The sequence below is a fragment of the Micromonospora sp. CA-246542 genome (assembly GCF_050942905.1).
Taxonomy (GTDB): domain Bacteria; phylum Actinomycetota; class Actinomycetes; order Mycobacteriales; family Micromonosporaceae; genus Micromonospora.
The window spans coordinates 605,896-628,012 of sequence record NZ_CP192040.1; the positions used below are offsets into that span (position 1 = coordinate 605,896).

A 22,117-nucleotide genomic window follows, 5' to 3' on the forward strand; every position below is an offset into this window, starting at 1 on the left:
CGCGATGACCACGGTGACCAGGCTGGGCGCGTTCGCCCTCGGTCTCGCGGCGGTCTTCGGCGCGGCGTACGGGGTCGGCCGGGTGGTCGACCCGGCCGACCCGGTCGCGCAGAGCCGGCCCGACGTCGCCCACACCTCGGGGCCCACCGGGAGCGGCGAGGTGGCCGACCTCGTTCCCGGCGGGTTGCTCGTCTCCGACCGGGGCTACACGCTCCAACCGGTCACCGTGCCCGCCGGCCAGTTCACCTTCCGGATCGACGGGCCGGACGGTCGGCCGGTCACCAGGTACGACGTCGCGCACGACAAACGGATGCACCTGATCGTCGCCCGCCGGGACCTGTCCGGCTTCCGGCACGTCCACCCCGATCTCGCCCCGGACGGCACCTGGCGGGTCGCCACCCCGCTGGCCGGCCCCGGGCAGTGGCGGGCGTTCGCCGACTTCACCCCGACCGGGGGCGAGCCGTTGACCCTCGGCGTGGACGTGACCGTCCCCGGCGAGCTGACCGAGCGGCCGCTGCCCGCCCCGACGGCCAGCACCACGGTCGACGGTTACACCGTCACCCTGACCGGTACGCCGGAGCCGGGCCGGACCTCGGCGCTCACCCTGACGGTGAGCCGTGCCGGGCAGCCGGTCACCGACCTGGAGCCCTACCTGGGTGCGTACGGGCACCTGGTGGCGCTGCGTCGGGGCGATCTGGCGTACCTGCACGTGCACCCGGACGGGACGCCCGGCGACGGACGCACCCCGCCCGGCCCCGCCGTCACCTTCCACGCCGAGGTGCCCTCGGCCGGCGCCTACCGGCTCTACCTCGACTTCCAGCACGGTGGGCGGGTGCACACCGCCGAATTCACCATCGTGGCGGGCGTTGCCCCCGCCGCGACGGGCGAGCCGACACCGACCGGCGGGGCCGACCACGGCACCCCCGGGCACGGGCACGACTGACGGGACCGGACGATGACCACCACCAGCAGCAGACCGTTGCCCGAGGCGCCGAACCGGATCGAACTGGCGATCGGGGGGATGACCTGCGCCGCGTGCGCCGCGCGGGTCGAGAAGAAGCTCAACCGCATGGACGGGGTGAGCGCCACCGTCAACTACGCCACCGAGAAGGCGACCGTCCGGTACGCCGACGACGTCACCCCGGACGACCTGATCGAGACCGTCCAGAAGACCGGCTACACGGCGGCCCTGCCGACGCCGCCGACCGCCGAGCCGCCGGTGCAGGATCCGCTGCGCGGTCCACGTACCCGGCTGTGGGTCTCGGCGGTCCTGAGCGTGCCGGTGGTCCTGCTGGCCATGGTGCCGCCCTGGCAGTTCGACTACTGGCAGTGGCTCTCGCTGACGCTGGCCGCCCCGGTGGTCGTCTGGGGTGGGCTGCCGTTCCACCGCGCGGCCTGGACCAACCTGCGGCACGGCGCGGCCACCATGGACACGCTGGTCTCGCTCGGCACGCTCGCCGCGTTCGGGTGGTCGCTCTGGGCGCTCTTCCTCGGTGACGCCGGCCTGCCCGGGATGACGCACCCGTTCCGCTTCGCCATCACCCGCGGCGACGGTGCCGGCAACATCTACCTGGAGGCCGCCGCCGGGGTCACGGTGTTCATCCTGGCCGGTCGCTACTTCGAGGCCCGGTCCAAGCGGACCGCCGGTGCGGCCCTGCGCGCCCTTTTGGACCTCGGCGCGAAGGAGGTGGCGGTGCTGCGGGACGGGGTCGAGACCCGGGTCCCGGTGGACCGGCTCGCCGTCGGTGACCGGTTCGTGGTCCGCCCCGGCGAGAAGATCGCTACCGACGGTGTCGTCGACGAGGGCACGTCCGCCGTGGACGCGAGCATGCTGACCGGTGAGTCGGTGCCGGTCGAGGTCGGTCCGGGCGACGCCGTGGTCGGCGCGACGATCAACGCGGGCGGGCGGCTGATCGTCACCGCCACCCGGGTCGGCGCGGACACGCAGCTCGCCCGGATGGCCGACCTGGTCGAGCAGGCGCAGAGCGGCAAGGCGGCGGTGCAGCGGCTGGCCGACCGGATCTCCGGGGTGTTCGTGCCGATCGTCATCGCCCTGGCCGTGGGCACCCTCGGCTGGTGGCTCGGCACCGGGGCCGGTCCGACCGCCGCGTTCACCGCCGCCGTGGCTGTGCTGATCATCGCCTGCCCGTGCGCCCTGGGTCTGGCCACGCCGACCGCGCTGCTGGTCGGCACCGGTCGCGGCGCCCAGCTCGGCGTGTTGATCAAAGGGCCGGAGGTGCTGGAGTCGACCCGCCGGGTCGACACCGTCGTGCTGGACAAGACCGGCACCGTGACGACCGGTCGGATGACCCTGGTGGGCGTGGTGCCGGCCAGTGGCGAGGACCGCGCGGAGCTGCTCCGGCTCGCCGGTGCGGTGGAGGCCGCCTCCGAGCACCCGATCGCCCGGGCCGTTGCCGTGGCCGCCGCCGAAGCGGGCGAGCTGCCCCCGGTGACCGGCTTCGCCAACCTCGAAGGGCTGGGCGTGACCGGCACGGTCGACGAGCGGGTCGTGCTGCTCGGCCGGGTCCGGCTGCTGCGCGAACGCGGTGTCGACGTACCGCCGGAGGTCGAGTGGGCCGTACGGGACGCCGAGGCCGCCGGGCGTACGGCGATCGTCGCGGGCTGGGACGGGCGGGCCCGGGGCGTGCTCGCGGTCGCCGACGTGGTCCGTCCGACGAGCCGGGCGGCCGTGTCGCGGCTGCGCGCCCTTGGGCTCACACCGGTCCTGTTGACCGGCGACAACACCACCGTGGCCCGGGCGGTCGCCGCCGAGGTGGGCGTGGACGAGGTGATCGCCGAGGTGCTGCCGGCCGGCAAGGTCGATGTGGTCAAGCGGCTCCAGGCGCAGGGCCGCTCGGTGGCGATGGTCGGTGACGGTGTCAACGACGCGCCGGCGCTGGCCCAGGCCGACCTGGGGCTCGCCATGGGCACCGGCACCGACGTGGCGATCGAGGCGTCCGACCTGACCCTCGTCCGGGGTGACCTGGACGCCGCGGTGGACGCCATCCGGCTGTCCCGGCGCACGCTCGGCATCATCCGGGGCAACCTGTTCTGGGCGTTCGGCTACAACGTGGCGGCCCTCCCGCTGGCCGCCGCCGGGCTGCTCAACCCGATGATCGCGGGCGCCACCATGGCGTTCTCGTCGGTCTTCGTGGTGGCCAACAGCCTGCGGCTGCGCCGCTTCCGTTCGGCCACTGGCGAACTGTGACGACCGCGATGGTTGGACCGGTCACGACGGGGGTACCTCTGAGTTCGTAGCGACGCTTGCGATGGAGGTTGGCAATGGGATTCGACGACAAGGTCAATAACGCCACCGAGGACGCGGCCGGCAAGCTGAAGGAAGGCGCCGGTCGGGCCACCGACAACGAGCAGCTCGAGGCCGAGGGTCGCGCCGACCAGTCCACGGCCAAGCTCAAGCAGGCCGGCGAGAAGATCAAGGACGCCTTCAAGAGCTGACGTACGACGTAATCCGCACGCCGGGCCGGTGATCTCACCGGCCCGGCGTGCTGTCGTGTCCGGGGCACCGAACCCTGAGATCCCCCTGATTCCGTCTCCGTGCCGCGCCGCAGCGTCGCCGTACCTGCTAACTTCTATTGGCATGTGCAAGGGCTGGTTATGAGCGCGGCTTCGCCGCCGACCGGCGACGACCTGGTCCGGGTGCTGGCCACGCTGGCCAACCCGCACCGGCTGCGGGTCGTCGCCGCGTTGGCCCGCGAGCGCGCGTACGTCAGTGGGCTGGCCCGGCAACTGGGCATCAGCCGCGCGCTGTTGCAGGTCCACCTACGGAAGCTGGCGGCGGCCGGACTGGTCACCGCCCGCATGGAGTTGTCGGAGGACGGGAAGGCCATGAACTACTACGAGGTGGAGCCGTTCGTGCTCACACTCACCCCCCAGGTCATCGCGGCGGCGATCGAGACGCTCACCGTGCCCGACTCGGGCGAGCAGCCGGAGGAGCGGTCATGAGCGAGCACGACTGGACCGAGGTGGTCGGCGCGTTCGGCGTGTTCGCGCTGCTGATCAGCGTGTTCACCGTGACCGTCGTGCAGCTCGCCAAGACCCGGCGGGCCCGGTACGAGGCGAACCGCGCGGACGACTACCGCAAGCTCGCCGAGACCGCCGCGCAGGCGCAGGCGGAGAACGCCCGACTGCTCGCCGCGATGGACAGTCGGCTGGGCGGGATGGAGACCCGGATGACCACGCTCGAACGTGTCCTGCGCGAGGTCGACTGACCCGCGTGTCGAGGCCCCGGGCCGTCGAGCGGCCACTCGACGGCCCGGGTGGAAGAAGCACCACCTCGCCCGCTGGGCGAGTTTCACCGGTAACGCTCCTTCGAGGAGAGGACAGCACTGCATGCTGCGCGTACGCAAATCCGGAGTCGGCTGGGCGGTGGCCCTGGCCCTCACGGCCGCCGGCCTGACCCCGGCGAGCCCGGCCGTCGCCCGACCCGCCATCGGTTGGCACCCCTGCGCCGAGGACGTCCCCGAGGAGGAGCCGCCGGACGGTCCGGCCCCGGCCGAGTGCGGCACCCTGTCGCTGCCGGTCGACTGGAACCGACCACGAGGGGAGCGTTTCGAGCTGGCGTTGGCCCGCCGGGTCGCCACCGACCCGACCGCCCGACAGGGCACGCTGGTCTTCGGTCCGGGCGGGCCCGGCGACAGCGGCGTCGACCGGGTGGTGAACGGTAGTTCCCGGTTCAGCGCCGACCTGCGCCGCCGGTTCGACATCGTCAGCTTCGACCCGCGCGGCACCGGCGGCAGTCACCCGGTGCGCTGCTCCCGCGACCTGCTCGCCCGGCAGCCCCAGGTGATCGCCGACCAGGCACAGTTCGACGCCACCCTGACCAACAACGCGCTGCTGCGCGCCGACTGCCGGACCCGTACGGGCGCGCTCTACGACCACGTGGACACGACAAGCGCCGCCCGTGACCTGGACGCGGTCCGTGCCGCGCTCGGCGAACGGCAGCTCACCTTCCACGGCAGCTCGTACGGCACGCTCCTGGGCGAGCGGTACGCCGAGTTGTTCCCCGATCGGGTGCGGGCCATGGTGCTGGAGGCCGCGATGGACCACAGCCTCGACACCCGCGCCTTCCTCGACACCCAGGCCGTCGCCGCCGAGGACGCGTTCGACGAGTTCCTCGACTGGTGTGACCGGTCCGCCGACTGCGTGCTGCGTGGTCGGGACGTCCGGGCGATCTGGGCCGGGCTGCATGACCGGGCCGAGGCCGGCACGCTTACCGACCCGGACCGGGCCGGTGCCCCGCTGGCCCCCTTCGAGCTGAGCCGCCTCGCCCACAAGCGGCTCTACGAGACCGACCGGTGGCCGGGGCTCGCGCAGTGGATCGACAAGCTGGCGGGTGCCCCGACGCCGGGCGTCACCACGCTGGCGGACGACGCCGTGGTCCCGTACCCCTTCGCGGTCTTCTGCCAGGACTGGAGCCTGCCGGTCCGCGACTACCGCGAGTACGACGCGCATCTGCGCCGCAGCGCCCGGCTCGCGCCCGACCTGCGCTACCCGCCGGCGCTGTTCGCCCTGGTTACCTGCCTGGGCACCCCGACGCCGGTCGCCAACCCCCAGCACCGGCTGCGGGTACGCACCGACGTGCCGGTGCTGATCGCCGCCACCGTGCACGACCCGGCGAGTGGCTACGCCTGGGCCCGCGCGGTGGCCCGGCAGTTGGGTCGGCACGGGGCGCTGCTCACCTACCAGGGCTGGGGGCACGGCAGCTACACCACCAGTCCGTGCGTGGGTCGGGCCGTCGACGCGTACCTGATCGATCAGGTCGTACCCGCCCGGGGCGCGAGCTGCCCAGCGGTCGACCTGTGACGGGCGGGCGGCGCGGCGGTCACCGCCGCGCCGCCACCCGGGCGGCGCGCAGCTCCAGGTACCGCCGCTCGGGCAGGCTCGTGGTGCCGCGAGCCGCCGCCAGGTACGCCTCCCGCGCCGCCGCCGGCTCGCCGGCCAGCTCCAACAGGTGCGCCCGGACGGCCGCGAGCCGGTGGTGCCCGGCCGTACGCTCGTCGGCGTCCAACGGGGTGAGCAGGGCGAGCCCGGCCCGGGGCCCGTCCACCATGGCCACCGCGACCGCCTGGTTGAGCGTGACCAGCGGGTTCGGGGCGATCCGGCCCAGCAGCCGGTAGAGCGCGACGATCTGCCGCCAGTCCGTCTCCGCCGCCGTCGCCGCCTCGGCGTGCACGGCGGCGATGGCGGCCTGTAGCTGGTACGGGCCGGGCGGCGACCAGGTCAACGCCTCGGTGATCAGTGCGACCCCCTCCGCGATGGCGGCGGCGTCCCAGCGGGAACGGTCCTGTTCCGTCAGCGGCACCAGCTCCCCGTCCGCGCCCACCCGGGCCGCCCGGTGCGCGTCGGTGAGCAGCATGAGCGCCAGCAGCCCGGTGACCTCGCCGTCGTCGGGCAGCAGCCCGTGCAGGACGCGGCCCAACCGGATCGCCTCGGCCGTCAGCTCGGCCCGGTGCAGGTCCGGCCCGCTCGACGCCGTGTACCCCTCGTTGAAGATCAGGTAGAGCACCCGCAGCACCGTTCGCAGCCGCTCCTCCCGCTCGGCCGGTCCGGGCATGGCGAACCGGGCGCCAGCCGCCTCGATCCGCTGCTTGGCCCGCCGGATGCGCTGGCTCATCGTCGCCTCCGGCACCAGGTGCGCCCGGGCGATCTGCGCGGTGCTGAGACCACCCACCGCGCGCAGCGTGAGCGCCACCTGCGCCGAGGGGGCCAGCGCCGGATGACAGCAGAGGAACAGCAGGGTCAGGGTGTCGTCCGCGTCCGGCACCGCTGGCTCGGCGTCCGCCGGAGGCGCCACCTGGGCGTACGCCGGCTCGCGCAGCGCTACCGCCACCTCGCGCTGCCGGCGGGCGCTCTCGCTGCGCCACTCGTCGGTGAGCCGGCGGGTCGCCACGGTGAGCAGCCAGGCGCGCGGGTTGTCCGGTACGCCCTGCCCGGGCCACTGCGTCGCGGCGGCCAACAGCGCCTCCTGGACCGCGTCCTCGCACCTGTCGAACTGGCCGTGCCGGCGGACCAGCAGGCCGAGGACCTGCGGCGCGAGGGTGCGCAGCAGGTCCTCGACCGTCCGGTCGTCGGTCACATCTCCGTCCCGGCCTCGTCCATGATCGGGCGGACCTCCATCGCGCCGCCGAAGCGCACGTCCGGCCAGCGGGCGGCGATCTCGGCGGCCCGCTGCGGGCTGTCGCAGTCCACGGCCAGGTAGCCGGCGAACTGCTCCTTGCTCTCCATGAACGGCCCGTCGACGACCTCGGGGTGACCGCCGGCCAGCCGGACCGTCTGCGTCTGCGACGGGTCGGCCAGCGCCTGGCCGCCGATCAGCTCACCGGTCTCGGTCAGCTCCTTCATGATCTCGTCGACCTCGCCGAACAGGGCGGTGCGGTCCTCTTCGGTCAGGCTCTCGGTGAAGCCGGGCCGGTTCCAGATCAGCAACATGTACTTCACGGGGATGCTCCTCGGTTCCTGGTCGCGCCCCGGCTGGGGTGCGGCTCACCGGAGGGTCGGAGCCGTCACCCCGTTCCCTACCGCGTACCGAAGAAAATCGCAGAAACGTCCGGCCGTGGCGTTCCCACGCCGGGCGGATCAGGGTCGGCCCGGCACCTGCCGAGGTTTGGAGCCGCCGACGACGTCCAGGGATGCCCGGTCGGCGGCCGACGTGCCGGACGACCAGCCCTCGGCGTCGCGCACGCTGAGCCGGTGCCGGGTCACGCCGGGGAACAGCGTCTCCAGCCGCTCCCGGACCGCCTCGCCCCGCGCGGCGAGCACCGGCAACAGCCGATCCGCCCCGGCTTCCGTCTGCCCCGCCGCCTCGGTCGCCGCGTCGGTGGCCGTGCGCAGCCGCTCCCCGATCCGCAGCGCGAACGCGTTGAGAAAGGACTCGTCCCACACCTTCGTCCGGCGGCCCGACCCGGGCCGGCGCTCGGCACGCCCGCGCAGCATCGCGGCCGTCGCCTGCACCAACAGCGATGTGTAGAGCAGCTCCACCGCCACGAGGTCCGCCGGCCACCCCAGCACGGTGGTGAAGCCGAGGTCGTCGGACCAGATGGCCTCACACCGATTCGCCGCCGCCACCTCCTGCACGAGCAGCGCCTTCGCCCCGGCGTACGGCGTCTCGACGCCCAGGCGCACCCCGCTCGGCACGTCGCCCCGCTCGGTGCCGGCGGCCAGCAGCGCCTCGTCGATGCTGTGCCGGGCGATCAGCTCCTGCGCCTTGCCGGTCAACGCCTCCGCCTCGGCCGGGAAGGTGGTCGACTCCGCCTTCGCCAGCAGCGCGCGTACCCGGTCCAGCATCGGCGACCCGCTGCGGGCCGTACCGGCGGCGCGGGGAGCGCCGTTCCGGCGGAGCCCGGCGGCGGACGCAGCACCGCGATCGGCGGCAGGCCCTCCACCAGCGCGAGTACGTCGACCGCCGTGCGCAGCGCGTCGACCCGGTCCAGCCCTTCAGCGCGGGTCCAGTCGGCCACCAGGTCCTCCGGGCCGACGTCGCGGCTGGCCTTCGAGCCCTGGCCGGCGTCCCGGCCCCGAGCGGGCTTCGAACCCTGACTGGCGCTTGAGCCCTGGCCTGCCGCGTCCCGGTCCTGGGCGGCGAGCACGCGGAGCTGGTCGTCCCACCAGGCGGGGACCGGCTCGGCCTGCTCGCGTCGCTGCGCGGCCAGCGCGTCGCGGACCAGTCGGGCCGCGCCGGCGTCGAGCCGCCACCTGGCGATCCGGTGTACGTCGACCGGCTGCCAACCGCGCGGCCAGAGCCGCCCGAGGCCGCGAATCAGTCGTCGGGCCAGGGCGGCGTCCACCGCCGTCGCGCCGTCCGCGGTCCCGGTGCCGACCATCAGCCGGTCGAGCTGCCGTTCGGTCTGTCGTACGTCGGTGCCACGCACCGCCGCCAGCGCCTCGGCGACGAGGTCCTCCGCGTCCGGCACCGGCACCTCCTCGGCCCAGGCGGCCCACAGCGACCCGCCCCCACCATGATCATGCCGTCCCCCACCCAAGACACCCAAAACAGGAAGGTTGACCCCGCCCGTTAGGCGGTGATCAAGAGGTTTGCGTCAGGGTGCAGCCGTTTTCTGACGCCAACCTCTTGATCAACTCCGGGGCGGGGTGGCGGCCAGCGCGGCCGAGAGTCGGCGGAGGAACGCGCGGATGTCGTCCTCGCTGTGGTGCGTCTCGGCCTGGTCGTTGAGCGGGCCCGAACAGCGCAGCGCCTGATCGATCGCTTCCCGCGTCTCGGCCCGGTCGCCCGGGTAGCTCCCGGCGTCCACCCCGTCGGCGACCCGGCTCACCACCGCGTCGTCGAGCGCGCTGTCGAACTGGACCCCGTACAGGATCCCGTTGACGTGGCCCTTCCAACTGTCCGTACCCATGCGCTGACTCCCCCCGGACCGTCGGTGCACGACCGTATCAACGCGACACCGGCACGGCTGTCCCGCCGGCTACGACCAGGCGGTCAGGATCTCCTCGACCGGCGACACGTCCCGCTCCGGATCGGGCGCCGGGACGGGCGGCCCCGTCGGCGTACGGTCGAAGCGCGGCGCCGGTGCCGGTTGCACCTCGCCGTCCACCTCGACGAACGTCCCCCGGGCCGCGTTGTGCGGGTGCCGGTGCGCGTCGCCGGGGGCGAGCACCGGGGCGACGCAGGCATCCCGCTCGGCGAAGATCGCCGTCCACTCGTCCCGCGTCCGCTCGGCGAACCGCTCGGTGAACCGCCTGCGCAGCTCGTCCCAGCCGCTCGGGTCGTACTGGTGGGGCAGGTCCGCGTCGGCGAGGCCGAGACCGGCCAGCAGTTCGCCGTAGAAGGCCGGTTCCAGCGCCCCGACAGCCATGAAGCCACCGTCGGCCGTGGCGTACGTGTCGTAGAAGGGCGCTCCTCCGTCGAGCAGGTTCCGCCCCCGCGGGGCCGCCCACCGGCCGGTGCCGAGCAGCCCGTGCAGGAACGAGGTGAGCAGCGCGGAACCGTCGACCATGGCCGCGTCGACGACCTGGCCGAGGCCCGAGCGCTCCCGTTCGAGCAGCGCGGCCAACACGCCCACGGCCAGCAGCATGCCGCCGCCGGCGAAGTCGCCGATCAGGTTCAACGGCGCGTGCGGGCGCTCACCGGCCCGGCCCAACGGTTCCAGCGCTCCGGCGACCGCGATGTAGTCGATGTCGTGGCCGGCCCGGGCGGCCAGCGGGCCGTCCTGACCCCAGCCGGTCATCCGCGCGTACACCAGGCGGGGGTTGCGGTCCCGGCAGACGTCCGGGCCGAAGCCGAGGCGCTCGGCGACCCCGGCCGGTACGCCTCGACCAGCACGTCCGCCCGCTCGACGAGACGCAGCAGGTCCGCCACACCGGTCGGGGACTTCAGGTCCAGCGCGGTCAGCCGCCGGCCGCGCTGCAACGGTCCTCCGCTCGGCGCGGCCAGCCGACCGGCGCCCGGGCCCCCCGGCCGGTCGACGCGCACCACGTCCGCCCCGAGGTCGGCGAGCACCATGCAGCCGAACGGCGCCGGCGCGAGACTGGCCAGCTCGACCACCCGTACGCCGGCCAGCGGTCCACCTCGCGACGATCCGTCCCTGCCGCGCGTGGACGCCTCAGAGGGCACGGGCGATCAGCTCCTTCATGATCTCGTTGGTGCCGCCGTAGATCTTCTGTACCCGGGCGTCGGCGTACATGCGGGCGATCGGGTACTCCGTCGTGTAGCCGTACCCACCGAAGACCTGGAGGCACCGGTCGACGACCTCGCACTGCCCGTCGGTGAGCCACGACTTGGCCATCGCGGCTGTCGCGACGTCCAGGTCGCCACGCGTGTGCCGGACGACGCAGTCGTCCAGGAAGACCCGACTGACCCGGGTACGCGTCGCGCACTCCGCGAGCACCATCCGGGTGTTCTGGTGGCCCATCAGCGGCTTGCCGAAGGCGGTGCGCTCCTTGGCGTACGCGACGGTCAGCGCCACCGCCCGTTCCATGGCCGCCACCGCGCCGACGCCGATGACCAGGCGCTCCTGTGGAAGCTGCTGCATCATCTGGACGAAGCCCAGACCCTCGACGCCGCCGAGCAGGTTGGCCGCCGGCACCCGGAACTCGTCGAAGAACAGCTCGGCCGTGTCGTTGGCGTGCAGCCCGATCTTGGACAGCAGCCGGCCGCGACGGAACCCCTCCGGGTCCCCGCCCACCTCGCAGATCAGCAGTGAGATGCCGGCCGCCCGCTGCTCGGGGTCGGTCTTGACCGCCACGATGACCAGGTCGGCCAGACCGCCGTTGGTGATGAACGTCTTCGCGCCGCTGACCAGGTAGTCGTCGCCGTCGCGGACCGCCCGCGTCCGCATCGCCTGAAGGTCCGACCCGCCGTCCGGCTCGGTCATCGCGATCGCGCCCACCAGCTCACCGCTGCACAGGCCGGGCAGCCACCGCCGCTTCTGCTCCTCGCTGCCGTACGCCACGAGGTAGCCGGTGACGATGCCACTGTGTACGGCCAACCCGAGGCTGCCCTCTCCGGCGTACGCCTGCTCGTGCAGCACCACGGCCTCGTGGGTGAAGTCGCCGCCCCCGCCGCCGTACTCCTCGGGCACGGACGGGCCGAGCAGTCCCAGCTCGCCCGCGCGCCGGTAGTGCTCGCGGTCCGGGTGCCCCTGCGCCAGCAGGCGTTCGGTGTGCGGCAGCACCTCCTTGGTGAAGAAGGCGCGGGCCAGCTCGGCGAGATCGTCGTGTTCGGGCCGCCGCCAGGGCGCGGGGGAGCCGTCGGGCGTGGGCATGGCACCACCCTCGCGCCCTGTTGGCAGCATGTCAATAAGCCCTCAACGCCTTGATCGACTCCGCTTCCATGAAGTCGGGCCATCCGCCCGAGCAGGACACCCCGCCTTCCCGGAAACCGAGTCGATCACGCAGCCCGATTGGGTGAGGATCGTGCCATGAGAGCGATGCCGCCAGCCCGGCTCGACGGAGCCCGGGTCACGATGGTCGCCAGCCTCGCGCCGGGGCAGTCGCTCACCGGCGCGACGCGGCACTCCGTCAGCAACTTCGCGGAGGTCGTCGCCCATCTCGCGATCGCCCGCTACGACGAGGCCGACAACGAGTTCTACCTCTTCTACTGCACCCATGACTGGCAGGTCTTGACGGACACCTGGCATCCGACCGAGGCAGATGCCGTGGCTCAGGCCGAGTTCGAGTTCGGGGGCGTGACGTTCACGCGTCTGTGAGGGAGGGCTGCTAAGCCCGCAAGCGACCCTCCATGGCGACCTTCGTGGACGCCTGCACAGCGTGATCCACTCCAGGTTGGCGATGTGGCGGTATCCAGGCGATCGGATACGCCCAGGTCGGCGATCTCGTGTGGATCAGCCGCCGGATGGGTGCTACTCGGCCTCGTCGCGGTCGGGGCGATCAACGCGGCGCTCTACTCCGAGACGTCAAACCTGCGGCACCTCGGCCGACACGTGGTCCGCCGTCGCCGGCTCCGGTGATCACTTGATGCTTACCAGTTGCTGGGAACGCCCGCCGAACTGGTGAGCATCAAGTGATCACTGCCCGGAAGGTGCGCACGCCCCACCGCCTCCGCCGGGCGTCGGGGGAGACGGAATCGAGACGGAGACGGTGGGGCGCGGGTCTCCTAGCGCGGGTGCTTCGGCGGCGTCGGGAACTGCCTCAGCAGCACCGCGACCTCCTGGCGCAGGTTGCCGAGGTACGGGTGGAAGGCGTCGCCGGGGCACTCGGTCGGGTCGGCCCCGATCGTTGCCCAGTCCCGGTGCCCGGAGATGACGTCGACCTTGCCACTCGCTCCGCTGACCGGGTTGACGTAGTCGGTCCGGCCGGCGGGGGCGAGTCGACCCGCGGCGGCGAGGCCCGCCAGGACGAACACCAACGACCGGTGCGCGGCGGCGCTGGGCTGCCGGGACGTGAACCGGCCCAGCAGGCAGATGCCGATGTTGCCGGCGTTGTAGCCGCCGACGTGCGCCGCGTTGACCATGAGCGGCCGGCCGTCGCTGCCGAGGCCCGGCCCGTACACCGGGAGCGGGCCCGGGTCGGAGTAGCGGCCCTCGTAGATCCGCCCCGCCTCGTCGATCAGCAGGTGGTAGCCGATGTCGCCGAACTCCTGAAGGACGCACTGGTCGTAGTAGATGGCACGGACCGTCGCGGCCGGGTCCGGGTCCTCGTTGTGCTCGTACACGCCGCTGTGGTGGACGGTCAGCGTCTGCACCGGAAAGAACTCGGCCGGCCACAGTTCGCTGCCGTCGTCGGCGAGGCGCAGTGACTCGTCCGCGCCCCACCGGGATCGGGGCAGGTACGTCGGCAGCCGGCCACCTCGCGGAACCGGAAGGCTGTTCGTTCGCGGGTTGGCGATCGTCCGCCGGGGCCCGTCGACCATGTTCAGCTCGGCGACGGTGGCGTCGGAGCCGTCGGCGGTCTGCACCTCGTACGCGGTGGCGCCGTTGGCGACCACGACGTTCGAGCGGGCCACTGACCGGCCGCCGTCCCGGCCGTTCTGGCACGCGTTCAGCTCCTGCCAGTCGCTCCACCCCTTGCCGGTGCGCAGGCGTACCGCCGCCGAGGGGCCGCCGTGCCGGATGGACAGGTGGGTCAGCGGGATGGCCGGCGAGGTCACCACCGTCCTGCTCATCAGGCGACCGCGCCGGGCGGCCAGCGGAGATGTCACTTCGGTGGAGGTGGCCGGTGCTGCCGTCGCGGAGCCAGCGAACGTGCCGGCGGCCGACAGGCCCACCGCCGCGCCGGCCGCGCCGGAGAGGACTCGGCGTCGAGAAACCACAGTGGTGCTCCCTTGCTTGGTGCGCCAGGCGTCAGCCGGTATGCCGGCCGTCGGCCCGGGGCGTGGTGCCCTGGCGAGCCCTGCGGACACATCGCCAGGATGGGGCACTACAGAGGCTAAAACGGCAGTCTGGACTTTTGGTTTATTGCCACTGAAGAGCGGCGCGAACTCGTTACCTAGCGTGATCATGGCGAGAGCGTGGCTGGGCCGGGCGCTGCCGCTAGGGTCGGGCAGATGAGTGTCGAGACCGCTCCCCGTCGCCGCCGGTTGGAGCCGGACGCCCGGCGCGGCCAGATCCTGGCCTGCGCGGTCCGCCTGTTCGGCGAGCAGCCGTACGCCGACGTGTCGACCACCGACGTGGCCCGGGAGGCGGGCGTGGCCCGAGGGCTGGTCAACCACTACTTCGGCACCAAGAAGGACCTCTACCTGGAGGTCGTTCGGGTCATGGTGACCATTCCGGAGGTCGCCCTCGAACGACTGCCCAAGGGTGATCTGCGGACCCGGGTCGACGCCAGCGTCTCGTGGTTCCTCGACGTGGTGTCCCGGCACAGCACCTCGTGGCTCGCGGCGGTCACCGCCCGGGGGATGGGCGGCGACGCCGACGTGGAGCGGGTGCTCGCCGAGGCCGAGGAGGTCGCCGCGGACCGGATGCTGGTCGCCGTCGGGCTGGCCGACGAGGCCAAGGACCACGAGGAATTGCGGGGGATGGGCCGGGCGTACTGCGGGCTGGCGACGTCCACCGCCCGGGAGTGGCTCCAGCGTGACGCGCTCACCCGCGCCCAGGTGCACCTGCTGCTCACCACCACGCTGCTGACGATCGTGGAGCAGGTCATCCCGCAGGTCATCGCCGCCGACGAGCCGCTGCACCCGGTCGACTCCCGCGTCTAGTCACCCGCCCCGCAGCAGGCAGGTCCCTGGGGGCGACGCCCGACAGCGGAGCACGCCCCCGGGCAACGCCCGACGGCCGGCAGGCCTCCCGGGCGACGCCCCGCCTCCCGGGCGACGCCCCGCCTCCCGGGCGGCGCCCCGCCTCCCGGGCGGCGCCCCGCCTCGCGGGCGGCGCCCCGCCTTCCGGGCGACGCCCCTGCCCGGCTCAGGCCGCCTGGCGGTCGCCCGTCGGGTCGGCGCTCGTGGCCCGACCGGTCCGCGCCGCCGGGGCGGCGTGCCGGTCGGCGGCCTGCGCGGGGTACGCCCCCGTGTTGACCACCCGCAGCGGCCGTTCGCCCTCGTCGGTGCCGAAGCGCCAGCGCGACGGCGTCGGCTGCCGCTGCGGGGCAGGCCCGCCGGGACGCAGCCCGGGGCGGGACAGCAGCACGGTGATCAGGTAACCGACCACCAGGAAACCGTGGCTGACCAGCCGCTCCCCGCTCACCGACCCGGTGGCCAGGTCGTTGACCGAGAGCAGCAGCAGGGTGCCGACGAACGCGCTGAGCATCGGCAGCAGACCCGCCGGTGGGCTGCGGCGTACCGCAACGAAGAGGAAGCCGGCACCGACCGCCACGTTCCAGGCGGCCGACTCGTGCCACAGGTGCTGGCCGGAGGCGTGCAGGTGCTCTGCGGTCGCCCCCTTGCCCACCTGGGCGAGGCCGAGCACCAGTTGGACCGCGCCGAGCAGCCCGAGCGCCGCGCGCAGCCCGACGACCAGGGTGCCGCGTCCGGGCAGGTGGGGCCGCCACCGCGACCGGCGGGCCGCCGGCGCGTCGTCCGCCCCGGCAGCGGCAGCGCCGCCGATGGCGGCCATGATCGTGTCGGTCCGGTCAGGGACATCGGTGACCAATCGAGTACGAATGCGGCGCGTCACCGCCACCGCCGTCGCGAACCAGGCCCGGCACGTGGCGCACTCGTCCAGGTGCCCCTGCGCCGCCGCGCGTTCGTCGGCGGTCTCCTCACCGTCCAGCTGCGCGGACAGGATCTCCCGCCACTGCTCACACCCCATGTGTGGGTAGTCGGTCCGGGCGTCGCTCCGGTTCCCGGCGGTCGTCACCCGTTGTGAAATACTCGCTCGATCATGACGCGCTACGGCCTGCTGATCCTGCCCGCCACCAACCGGGTGTACGCCCGATCCGCCATCGACCTCACCCGGGCCGAGCTGGAGATCTTCGGCCGCTCGGCGCTCGACGGCCGGATCGGCGAGCTGGACACCGAGGTCGTCGGCGGCGCGACGTACATCACGTTCGCAGGTAGCGGGCTGACCGAGCGGGACCTGGCCGTCCTGGGCAACCTCTCCGCCGGGTACGCGCTGTTCGAGATCGTCGGTGACCTGCTGCGCCCGGTCGAGTGGAGCCGGCTGGACCGGTACGACGACGACCTGCTCACCATCCAGAAGTACGTGGGCAAGACCAACGAGCAGTTCACCAAGCTGCTGCTCAACGTCACCCTGCTCGCGTCGGACTGGGCGGGCGAGCTGACCGACCGCCGGTTCCGGGTGCTCGACCCGCTCTGCGGTCGGGGCACCACCCTCAACCAGGCGCTGATGTACGGCTTCGACGCGGCCGGGATCGAGCGCGACCAGAAGGACGTCGAGGCGTACCGGGCCTTCGTCACCACCTGGCTCAAGCAGAAGCGCGTCAAGCACCGGGTGCTGGAATCGGGGCCGGTGCGGCGCGAGCGCAAGGTGGTCGGCCGGCGGGTACGCATCGAGTTGGCCCCGACCCGCGAGGACCACAAGGCAGGTAATACGCAACTGCTGGACGTGGTCAACGCCGACACCACCCGCGCGGGCGAGTTCTTCCGGCCGGAGACCGTCGACGTGGTGGTCGCGGACGCCCCGTACGGCGTACAACACGGCAGTCGTACCGCCGATCAGGGTTTGTCGCGCGACCCGCTGGCGCTGCTCGCGGAGGCCGCGCCGGTCTGGGCGCGGGTGCTGCGGCCCGGCGGCGCGCTCGGCATCTCGTGGAACACCCACGTCGCGAGCCGCGACGACGCGGCGGCGGCGCTGGCCGACGCCGGCCTGACCGTGGTCGACGACGAGCCCTACCGTGCGCTGCGCCACCGGGTGGACCAGTCGATCATGCGCGACGTGCTGGTGGCCCGCCGCCGGGCCTGACCCGCGGCCCAACCTGCGTGGCCCGCCGCCCGGCCTGACCCGCCGCCCAACCTGCGTGGCCCGCCGCCGGCCTGACCCGCCGCCGCCCACCCCCTTCGGGCCCTTTGCTCTGCTTCAACCGAGGCAACAGTGTGGGTGCCTCGCTGTCGCCTCCGTTGAAGCAGTGCAAAGGACGCGGACAGCCACCCCTCACCTCCCGGCTGCCGCGCCTCTGTGCCGCATTTCACCTGATCAGGTGCGGGTGTGAAAACGGCGTCAAGAAAAGGTTCCCGGCCGTCATGGTCGCGTTATGACCCGGGCCGACTGACGCGCACCTGGGCTTTGCTTGCCCCGCGCGACCGGAAGGCGGTCGCGACGAACCTTTCCGGTAAGAGGAGTCAGCGTGTCTGACGTGGTGTTCGTGGTCCTGACGGTGGCGCTGTTCGCAGTGCTCGCCCTGGTGGTGCGGGCGGTGGAGAAGCTGTGAACGCGGCAAACGCGGTCGGTCTGGTGCTCGCGATCGTCCTGGGCGCGTTCCTGGTGTTCGCCCTGCTGTTCCCGGAGCGCTTCTGATGACCATGACAACAGCGGGCGTCATCTTCGTGCTGACGCTGGTGGCGGCGCTCGTCGCCGTCTACAAGCCGTTCGGCGACTACATGTTCCGGGCCGTCTCCGGGACGAAGCAGTCGCGCGTCGAGCGGGGGATCTACCGTCTGGTCGGGGTCAACCCGGCCGCCGAGCAGGCCTGGGGCGTGTACGCCCGCAGCGTGCTCGCGTTCTCGGCCGTCTCGATCCTGTTCCTGTACCTGTTCCAGCGGGTGCAGAACCACCTGTGGCTGTCGCTGGGCTTCGACCCGGTGATGACCCACGGCGCGTGGAACACCGCCGTCTCGTTCGTGACCAACACGAACTGGCAGTGGTACTCGGGTGAATCGACCATGGGCCACCTCGTGCAGATGGCCGGTCTGGCCGTGCAGAACTTCGTCTCGGCGGCGGTCGGCATCGCGGTGGCGGTCGCGTTGGTCCGCGGCTTCGCCCGCAGCCGCACCGGGCAGCTCGGCAACTTCTGGGTCGACCTCACCCGGATCGTGCTGCGGATCCTGCTGCCGATCGCGGTCCTCGGCGCCATCGTGCTGATGATCGGCGGGGTGGTGCAGAACCTGTCCGCCGGCACCGATGTGAGCACGCTGACCGGCGGCACCCAGACGATCACCGGTGGCCCGGTCGCCGGCCAGGAAGTGATCAAGGAGTTGGGCACCAACGGTGGCGGTTTCTACAACGTCAACAGCGCCCACCCGTTCGAGAACCCCACCAACTGGACGAACTGGCTGGAGATCTTCCTGATCCTGCTGATCCCGTTCAGCCTGCCCCGGGTCTTCGGCCGGATGGTCGGGCAGAACCGGCAGGGCTACGCCATCGCCGCGGTGATGGGCATCCTCGCCTTCCTCAGCGTCGCCATCACCAACATCTTCGAGCTGGCCGGCCACGGCACGGTCCCGCAGGCGGTCGGCGCGGCGATGGAGGGCAAGGAGGTGCGATTCGACGTCTCCAACTCGGCCACCTTCGCCGCCGCCACCACGCTCACCTCGACCGGTGCGGTCAACTCGTTCCACGACTCGTTCACCTCGCTCGGTGGCGGGATGCTGCTGGGCAACATGATGCTCGGCGAGGTCGCGCCCGGCGGCACCGGCTCGGGCCTGTACGGCCTGCTCATCCTCGCGGTGATCACGGTCTTCGTGGCCGGGCTGATGGTCGGTCGCACCCCCGAGTACCTGGGCAAGAAGATCGGGTCGCGGGAGATCAAGTTCGCCTCGCTCTACTTCCTGATCACGCCGATCCTGGTGCTCGTCGGCACGGCTGCGGCGTTCGCCACCGGAAACAACTCCACGGCGCTCAACGTCGGGCCGCACGGCCTCTCCGAGGTGCTGTACGCGTTCACCTCGGCCAGCAACAACAACGGCTCCGCCTTCGCGGGCATCACGGTCAACACGGCCTGGTGGAACACCGCACTCGGGTTGTGCATGCTGCTCGGCCGGTTCCTGCCGATCATCTTTGTGCTCGCGTTGGCCGGCTCGCTGGCCCGCCAGGCACCCACCCCCGCGTCCGAGGGCACCCTGCCGACCCACAAACCCCTGTTCATCGGGATGGTCGTCGGCGTCACGGTGGTCCTCGTCGCGCTGACCTTCCTGCCCGCGCTCGCGCTCGGCCCGCTGGCAGAAGGGCTCTGACCATCATGAGGAACGAGGACATGTCCGTCACGTCCGCCCCGACAGAGCAGCTCCCCGGCAGCCCGGCGACACAGGGCAACCGGATCGGCGGGGGCCTGCTCGACCCCAAGCAGCTCGTCCGGTCCCTGCCGGACGCCGTACGCAAGCTCAACCCGGCCACCCTGTGGCGCAACCCGGTGATGCTGATCGTGGAGGTCGGCGCGGCCTTCACCACCGTCCTGGCGGTGACCGACCCGTCGGTGTTCGCCTGGGCGATCACCGCCTGGCTGTGGCTGACCGTGATCTTCGCCAACCTGGCCGAGGCGGTCGCCGAGGGTCGGGGCAAGGCCCAGGCAGCCGCCCTGCGGCAGGCCAAGCAGGACACCATCGCCACCCGGCTGGTCGACTGGAAGCCCGGCGCGCGGGCCAACACCTACCGCGACGAGGCGGTGCCCGCGCCGGAGCTGCGCCAGGGCGACATCGTCCTGGTCGAGGCCGGCGGGATCATCCCGGGCGACGGCGACATCGTCGAGGGCATCGCCAGCGTCGACGAGTCGGCGATCACCGGTGAGTCGGCCCCGGTCATCCGCGAGTCCGGCGGCGACCGCAGCGCGGTCACCGGCGGCACCAAGGTGCTCTCCGACCGGATCATCGTGAAGATCACCCAGAAGCCGGGGGAGAGCTTCATCGACCGGATGATCGCCCTGGTCGAGGGCGCGAACCGGCAGAAGACGCCGAACGAGATCGCGCTGAACATCCTGCTCGCCGCGCTCACGGTCATCTTCCTGCTGGCCGTGGTCACCCTCCAGCCGCTGGCGATCTTCTCCAAGGCGTACCAGGCCGCCGCGCCGGACAGCGGGGCGATCACCGGTTCCGGTGTGACCGGGGTCGTGCTGGTCTCGCTGCTGGTCTGCCTGATCCCCACCACCATCGGCGCGCTGTTGTCGGCCATCGGCATCGCTGGCATGGACCGCCTCGTCCAGCGCAACGTGCTGGCCATGAGCGGCCGGGCCGTCGAGGCGGCCGGCGACGTCAACACCCTGCTGCTGGACAAGACCGGCACGATCACGCTGGGCAACCGGCAGGCCGCCGAGTTCGTACCGGTCGAGGGAATCGACGCCGCGACCGTGGCCGACGCCGCCCAGCTCTCCAGCCTGGCCGACGAGACCCCGGAGGGGCGCTCGGTCGTCGTGCTGGCGAAGAACGAGTTCGGGCTGCGCGAACGCGAACCCGGCGTCATGCCACACGCCACCTTCGTACCGTTCACCGCGCAGACCCGGATGAGTGGCGTCGACCTCACCCCGGACGCCAGCATGGACGGCGGCGCGGTGGGCACCGCCCGCCGGGTCCGCAAGGGCGCCGCCGCAGCCGTCATGAAGTGGGTACGCGAGAACGGCGGTCACCCGACCGAGCAGGTCGGCGAGATCGTGGACGCGATCAGCGGCACCGGCGGTACGCCGCTCGTCGTCGCCGAGCACGTCGACGGTCAGGCCGCCCGCGCGCTCGGTGTCATCCACCTCAAGGACGTGGTCAAGTCCGGCATGCGCGAGCGGTTCGACGAGATGCGCCGGATGGGCATCCGGACCGTGATGATCACCGGTGACAACCCGCGTACCGCGAAGGCCATCGCCGACGAAGCTGGGGTGGACGACTTCCTGGCCGAGGCGACGCCCGAGGACAAGCTCGCGCTGATCAAGCGGGAGCAGGAGGGCGGCCGGCTGGTCGCGATGACCGGCGACGGCACCAACGACGCCCCGGCGCTCGCCCAGGCGGACGTCGGGGTGGCCATGAACACCGGCACGTCGGCCGCCAAGGAGGCCGGCAACATGGTCGACCTCGACTCCGACCCGACCAAGCTGATCGAGATCGTGGAGATCGGCAAGCAGTTGCTGATTACCCGCGGTGCGCTTACCACGTTCAGCATTTCCAACGACATCGCGAAGTACTTCGCGATCATCCCGGCCATGTTCGCCGGCCTCTACCCGAGCCTGGACGCGCTGAACATCATGCGGCTGGCCAGCCCGGAGTCGGCGATCCTGTCCGCCGTCATCTTCAACGCCCTGGTGATCATCGCGCTGATCCCGCTCGCCCTGCGCGGCGTGCGGTACCGGCCGGCCGCCGCGTCGAAGCTGCTCAGCCGCAACCTGCTGGTCTACGGCCTGGGCGGCATCATCGTGCCGTTCATCGGGATCAAGCTCATCGACCTGCTCATCCAGTTCGTCCCGGGGATTTCGTGATGCGCCTACCCACCTGGATCGCCCAACACCTCGCCGCCCTGCGCGCCCTGCTCGTCTTCACGGTGCTGCTCGGCCTGGTCTACCCGCTGGCCCTGGTCGCGCTCGGCCAACTGCCCGGCCTCCACCACAAGGCCGACGGCTCGCTGGTCACCGTGGGCGGCAGCACCGTCGGCAGCTCGCTCATCGGCCAGTCCTTCACCGACGCGGACGGCAACCCCGTCGCCCGCTACTTCCAGTCCCGCCCGTCGGCCGCCGGCGACGGCTACGACCCGACGTCCACCTCGGCCAGCAACCTCGGCCCGGAGAGCGTCGTCGACACCATCGCCACCGACCCGGAGGAGTCCAGCGAGAGCCTGCTCACCCAGGTCTGCGCGCGCAGCAAGGCCATCGGGGAGCTGGACGGCGTCGACGGCCGGCGGCCCTACTGCACCGACGACGGTGTGGGCGCCGTACTCGCCGTCTTCCGCGCCGACGGCCTGACCGGCCCGGTCACCCGGGTGGTCAGCGTCAACCAGGTCGCCCCGGCGACGCCGTTCGTTCCCTCGTACCAGGGGGTCACCGTGGAGCTGGCCAAGCCCGGCGAGGACTACGTGGCCGCGGGCGGGGTGGTCACCCCGATCCGGGGCGACGCGCCCGCCGAGCCGGCGGTGCCCGCCGACGCGGTCACCGCCAGCGCCAGCGGCCTCGACCCGCAGATCAGCCCGGCGTACGCCGAGTTGCAGGTGAACCGGGTCGCGCGCGAGCGCGGCGCGGACCCGGCGGCGATCCGCAAGCTCGTCAAGGAGCACACCGACGGACGTGGGCTCGGGTTCATGGGCGAGCCCGGCGTCAACGTGCTGGAACTCAACCTCGCCCTCGACAAGCGGTTCGCCGCGCGCTGAGCAACACCGCGGGCGGGGCC

The 22,117-nt window shown here is 72.4% G+C and carries 21 protein-coding genes and 1 pseudogene; 13 read left to right on the top strand and 9 right to left on the bottom strand.

What is annotated here, in order from left to right; all coding sequences use genetic code 11:
- Nucleotides 1-4 precede the first annotated feature (4 nt).
- The 6 genes from ACQP0N_RS02945 to ACQP0N_RS02970 all read left to right on the top strand — a co-directional run bounded on the left by ACQP0N_RS02945 (nucleotide 5) and on the right by ACQP0N_RS02970 (nucleotide 5,823).
- Entirely contained in the window at nucleotides 5-943 is a 939-nt protein-coding gene (locus ACQP0N_RS02945) for a hypothetical protein (RefSeq protein ID WP_433117349.1), read from the top strand.
- 12 nt (nucleotides 944-955) lie between these two features.
- Nucleotides 956-3,208: a heavy metal translocating P-type ATPase gene (locus tag ACQP0N_RS02950; RefSeq protein ID WP_433117351.1), complete on the top strand. Its 2,253-nt coding sequence runs from the start codon at nucleotides 956-958 to the stop codon at nucleotides 3,206-3,208.
- A 74-nt stretch (nucleotides 3,209-3,282) separates the two neighbouring features.
- Nucleotides 3,283-3,456, top strand: coding sequence for a CsbD family protein (locus tag ACQP0N_RS02955; RefSeq protein ID WP_278150219.1), 174 nt, complete (start codon nucleotides 3,283-3,285; stop codon nucleotides 3,454-3,456).
- Between the two features lie 159 nt (nucleotides 3,457-3,615).
- Nucleotides 3,616-3,963 (top strand): ArsR/SmtB family transcription factor, encoded by a 348-nt coding sequence (locus tag ACQP0N_RS02960; protein ID WP_355049138.1) that lies wholly within the window; start codon nucleotides 3,616-3,618, stop codon nucleotides 3,961-3,963.
- Nucleotides 3,960-4,229 carry a hypothetical protein gene (locus tag ACQP0N_RS02965; protein WP_357124071.1) on the top strand — a complete coding sequence of 90 codons (270 nt, stop codon included), beginning with the start codon at nucleotides 3,960-3,962 and terminating at the stop codon, nucleotides 4,227-4,229. Before ACQP0N_RS02960 ends, ACQP0N_RS02965 begins: the two co-directional genes overlap by 4 nt.
- A gap of 121 nt (nucleotides 4,230-4,350) precedes the next feature.
- Nucleotides 4,351-5,823, top strand: a complete 1,473-nt coding sequence (locus ACQP0N_RS02970; protein ID WP_433117354.1) for an alpha/beta hydrolase — start codon at nucleotides 4,351-4,353, stop codon at nucleotides 5,821-5,823.
- 19 nt (nucleotides 5,824-5,842) lie between these two features.
- Here the strand turns inward: ACQP0N_RS02970 and ACQP0N_RS02975 are convergent, their stop codons facing one another.
- The 7 genes and pseudogenes from ACQP0N_RS02975 to ACQP0N_RS03005 form a co-directional block, all read right to left on the bottom strand.
- Nucleotides 5,843-7,096, bottom strand: coding sequence for an RNA polymerase sigma factor (locus ACQP0N_RS02975; RefSeq protein ID WP_433117356.1), 1,254 nt, complete (start codon nucleotides 7,094-7,096; stop codon nucleotides 5,843-5,845).
- Nucleotides 7,093-7,449, bottom strand: a complete 357-nt coding sequence (locus ACQP0N_RS02980; RefSeq protein WP_355049324.1) for a YciI family protein — start codon at nucleotides 7,447-7,449, stop codon at nucleotides 7,093-7,095. Before ACQP0N_RS02980 ends, ACQP0N_RS02975 begins: the two co-directional genes overlap by 4 nt.
- Nucleotides 7,450-7,596: 147 nt before the next feature.
- Nucleotides 7,597-8,304 carry a DUF2786 domain-containing protein gene (locus ACQP0N_RS02985; protein ID WP_433117358.1) on the bottom strand — a complete coding sequence of 236 codons (708 nt, stop codon included), beginning with the start codon at nucleotides 8,302-8,304 and terminating at the stop codon, nucleotides 7,597-7,599.
- Nucleotides 8,232-8,930, bottom strand: coding sequence for a hypothetical protein (locus ACQP0N_RS02990; RefSeq protein ID WP_433117360.1), 699 nt, complete (start codon nucleotides 8,928-8,930; stop codon nucleotides 8,232-8,234). The genes ACQP0N_RS02985 and ACQP0N_RS02990 overlap by 73 nt, the downstream gene beginning before the upstream one ends.
- A 162-nt stretch (nucleotides 8,931-9,092) precedes the next feature.
- A complete protein-coding gene (locus tag ACQP0N_RS02995) occupies nucleotides 9,093-9,371 on the bottom strand; it encodes a hypothetical protein (protein WP_433117362.1) in 279 nt (92 codons plus the stop codon).
- A 69-nt stretch (nucleotides 9,372-9,440) separates the two neighbouring features.
- A pseudogene (locus ACQP0N_RS03000) lies at nucleotides 9,441-10,477 on the bottom strand (CaiB/BaiF CoA transferase family protein).
- A 100-nt stretch (nucleotides 10,478-10,577) separates the two neighbouring features.
- Entirely contained in the window at nucleotides 10,578-11,738 is a 1,161-nt protein-coding gene (locus tag ACQP0N_RS03005) for an acyl-CoA dehydrogenase family protein (RefSeq protein WP_433117364.1), read from the bottom strand.
- A gap of 156 nt (nucleotides 11,739-11,894) precedes the next feature.
- Between ACQP0N_RS03005 and ACQP0N_RS03010 the strand changes: the two genes are divergently transcribed.
- Complete coding sequence (locus ACQP0N_RS03010) at nucleotides 11,895-12,182, top strand: hypothetical protein (RefSeq protein ID WP_433117366.1); 288 nt, start codon at nucleotides 11,895-11,897, stop codon at nucleotides 12,180-12,182.
- 407 nt (nucleotides 12,183-12,589) lie between these two features.
- Here ACQP0N_RS03010 and ACQP0N_RS03015 read toward each other — a convergent pair whose 3' ends face one another.
- Entirely contained in the window at nucleotides 12,590-13,744 is a 1,155-nt protein-coding gene (locus tag ACQP0N_RS03015) for a peptidoglycan recognition protein family protein (protein ID WP_433117367.1), read from the bottom strand.
- 234 nt (nucleotides 13,745-13,978) lie between these two features.
- Between ACQP0N_RS03015 and ACQP0N_RS03020 the strand changes: the two genes are divergently transcribed.
- Nucleotides 13,979-14,632 (top strand): TetR/AcrR family transcriptional regulator, encoded by a 654-nt coding sequence (locus ACQP0N_RS03020; RefSeq protein WP_433117369.1) that lies wholly within the window; start codon nucleotides 13,979-13,981, stop codon nucleotides 14,630-14,632.
- A 205-nt stretch (nucleotides 14,633-14,837) separates the two neighbouring features.
- On the opposite strand, the gene ACQP0N_RS03025 is transcribed toward ACQP0N_RS03020, so the two are convergent.
- Nucleotides 14,838-15,728, bottom strand: coding sequence for a zf-HC2 domain-containing protein (locus ACQP0N_RS03025; RefSeq protein WP_433117371.1), 891 nt, complete (start codon nucleotides 15,726-15,728; stop codon nucleotides 14,838-14,840).
- A 24-nt stretch (nucleotides 15,729-15,752) separates the two neighbouring features.
- Here ACQP0N_RS03025 and ACQP0N_RS03030 point away from each other — a divergent pair, with 24 nt between their 5' ends.
- The 5 genes from ACQP0N_RS03030 (at nucleotide 15,753) to ACQP0N_RS03050 (ending at nucleotide 22,097) form a co-directional block, all read left to right on the top strand.
- Nucleotides 15,753-16,793: a TRM11 family SAM-dependent methyltransferase gene (locus tag ACQP0N_RS03030; RefSeq protein WP_433117373.1), complete on the top strand. Its 1,041-nt coding sequence runs from the start codon at nucleotides 15,753-15,755 to the stop codon at nucleotides 16,791-16,793.
- Nucleotides 16,794-17,255: 462 nt separating this feature from the next.
- Nucleotides 17,256-17,345, top strand: a complete 90-nt coding sequence (kdpF, locus tag ACQP0N_RS03035) for a K(+)-transporting ATPase subunit F (protein WP_355049123.1) — start codon at nucleotides 17,256-17,258, stop codon at nucleotides 17,343-17,345.
- Nucleotides 17,345-19,000, top strand: a complete 1,656-nt coding sequence (gene kdpA, locus ACQP0N_RS03040) for a potassium-transporting ATPase subunit KdpA (RefSeq protein ID WP_433117376.1) — start codon at nucleotides 17,345-17,347, stop codon at nucleotides 18,998-19,000. Before kdpF ends, kdpA begins: the two co-directional genes overlap by 1 nt.
- A 20-nt stretch (nucleotides 19,001-19,020) precedes the next feature.
- Nucleotides 19,021-21,216, top strand: a complete 2,196-nt coding sequence (gene kdpB / locus ACQP0N_RS03045) for a potassium-transporting ATPase subunit KdpB (RefSeq protein WP_433117378.1) — start codon at nucleotides 19,021-19,023, stop codon at nucleotides 21,214-21,216.
- Complete coding sequence (locus tag ACQP0N_RS03050; protein ID WP_433117380.1) at nucleotides 21,216-22,097, top strand: potassium-transporting ATPase subunit C; 882 nt, start codon at nucleotides 21,216-21,218, stop codon at nucleotides 22,095-22,097. Before kdpB ends, ACQP0N_RS03050 begins: the two co-directional genes overlap by 1 nt.
- The last annotated feature ends 20 nt before the right edge of the window (nucleotides 22,098-22,117 follow it).

Excerpts from the sequence above, each read along its gene's own strand:
- ACQP0N_RS02945 (WP_433117349.1), top strand. The coding sequence starts at position 5 with ATGACCACGGTGACCAGGCTGGGCGCGTTCGCCCTCGGTCTCGCGGCG.
- ACQP0N_RS02950 (WP_433117351.1), top strand. The coding sequence starts at position 956 with ATGACCACCACCAGCAGCAGACCGTTGCCCGAGGCGCCGAACCGGATC.
- ACQP0N_RS02955 (WP_278150219.1), top strand. The coding sequence starts at position 3,283 with ATGGGATTCGACGACAAGGTCAATAACGCCACCGAGGACGCGGCCGGC.
- ACQP0N_RS02960 (WP_355049138.1), top strand. The coding sequence starts at position 3,616 with ATGAGCGCGGCTTCGCCGCCGACCGGCGACGACCTGGTCCGGGTGCTG.
- ACQP0N_RS02965 (WP_357124071.1), top strand. The coding sequence starts at position 3,960 with ATGAGCGAGCACGACTGGACCGAGGTGGTCGGCGCGTTCGGCGTGTTC.
- ACQP0N_RS02970 (WP_433117354.1), top strand. The coding sequence starts at position 4,351 with ATGCTGCGCGTACGCAAATCCGGAGTCGGCTGGGCGGTGGCCCTGGCC.
- ACQP0N_RS02980 (WP_355049324.1), bottom strand. The coding sequence starts at position 7,449 with ATGTTGCTGATCTGGAACCGGCCCGGCTTCACCGAGAGCCTGACCGAA.
- ACQP0N_RS02985 (WP_433117358.1), bottom strand. The coding sequence starts at position 8,304 with ATGCTGGACCGGGTACGCGCGCTGCTGGCGAAGGCGGAGTCGACCACC.
- ACQP0N_RS02995 (WP_433117362.1), bottom strand. The coding sequence starts at position 9,371 with ATGGGTACGGACAGTTGGAAGGGCCACGTCAACGGGATCCTGTACGGG.
- ACQP0N_RS03005 (WP_433117364.1), bottom strand. The coding sequence starts at position 11,738 with ATGCCCACGCCCGACGGCTCCCCCGCGCCCTGGCGGCGGCCCGAACAC.
- ACQP0N_RS03010 (WP_433117366.1), top strand. The coding sequence starts at position 11,895 with ATGAGAGCGATGCCGCCAGCCCGGCTCGACGGAGCCCGGGTCACGATG.
- ACQP0N_RS03020 (WP_433117369.1), top strand. The coding sequence starts at position 13,979 with ATGAGTGTCGAGACCGCTCCCCGTCGCCGCCGGTTGGAGCCGGACGCC.
- ACQP0N_RS03030 (WP_433117373.1), top strand. The coding sequence starts at position 15,753 with ATGACGCGCTACGGCCTGCTGATCCTGCCCGCCACCAACCGGGTGTAC.
- kdpA (WP_433117376.1), top strand. The coding sequence starts at position 17,345 with ATGACCATGACAACAGCGGGCGTCATCTTCGTGCTGACGCTGGTGGCG.
- kdpB (WP_433117378.1), top strand. The coding sequence starts at position 19,021 with ATGTCCGTCACGTCCGCCCCGACAGAGCAGCTCCCCGGCAGCCCGGCG.
- ACQP0N_RS03050 (WP_433117380.1), top strand. The coding sequence starts at position 21,216 with ATGCGCCTACCCACCTGGATCGCCCAACACCTCGCCGCCCTGCGCGCC.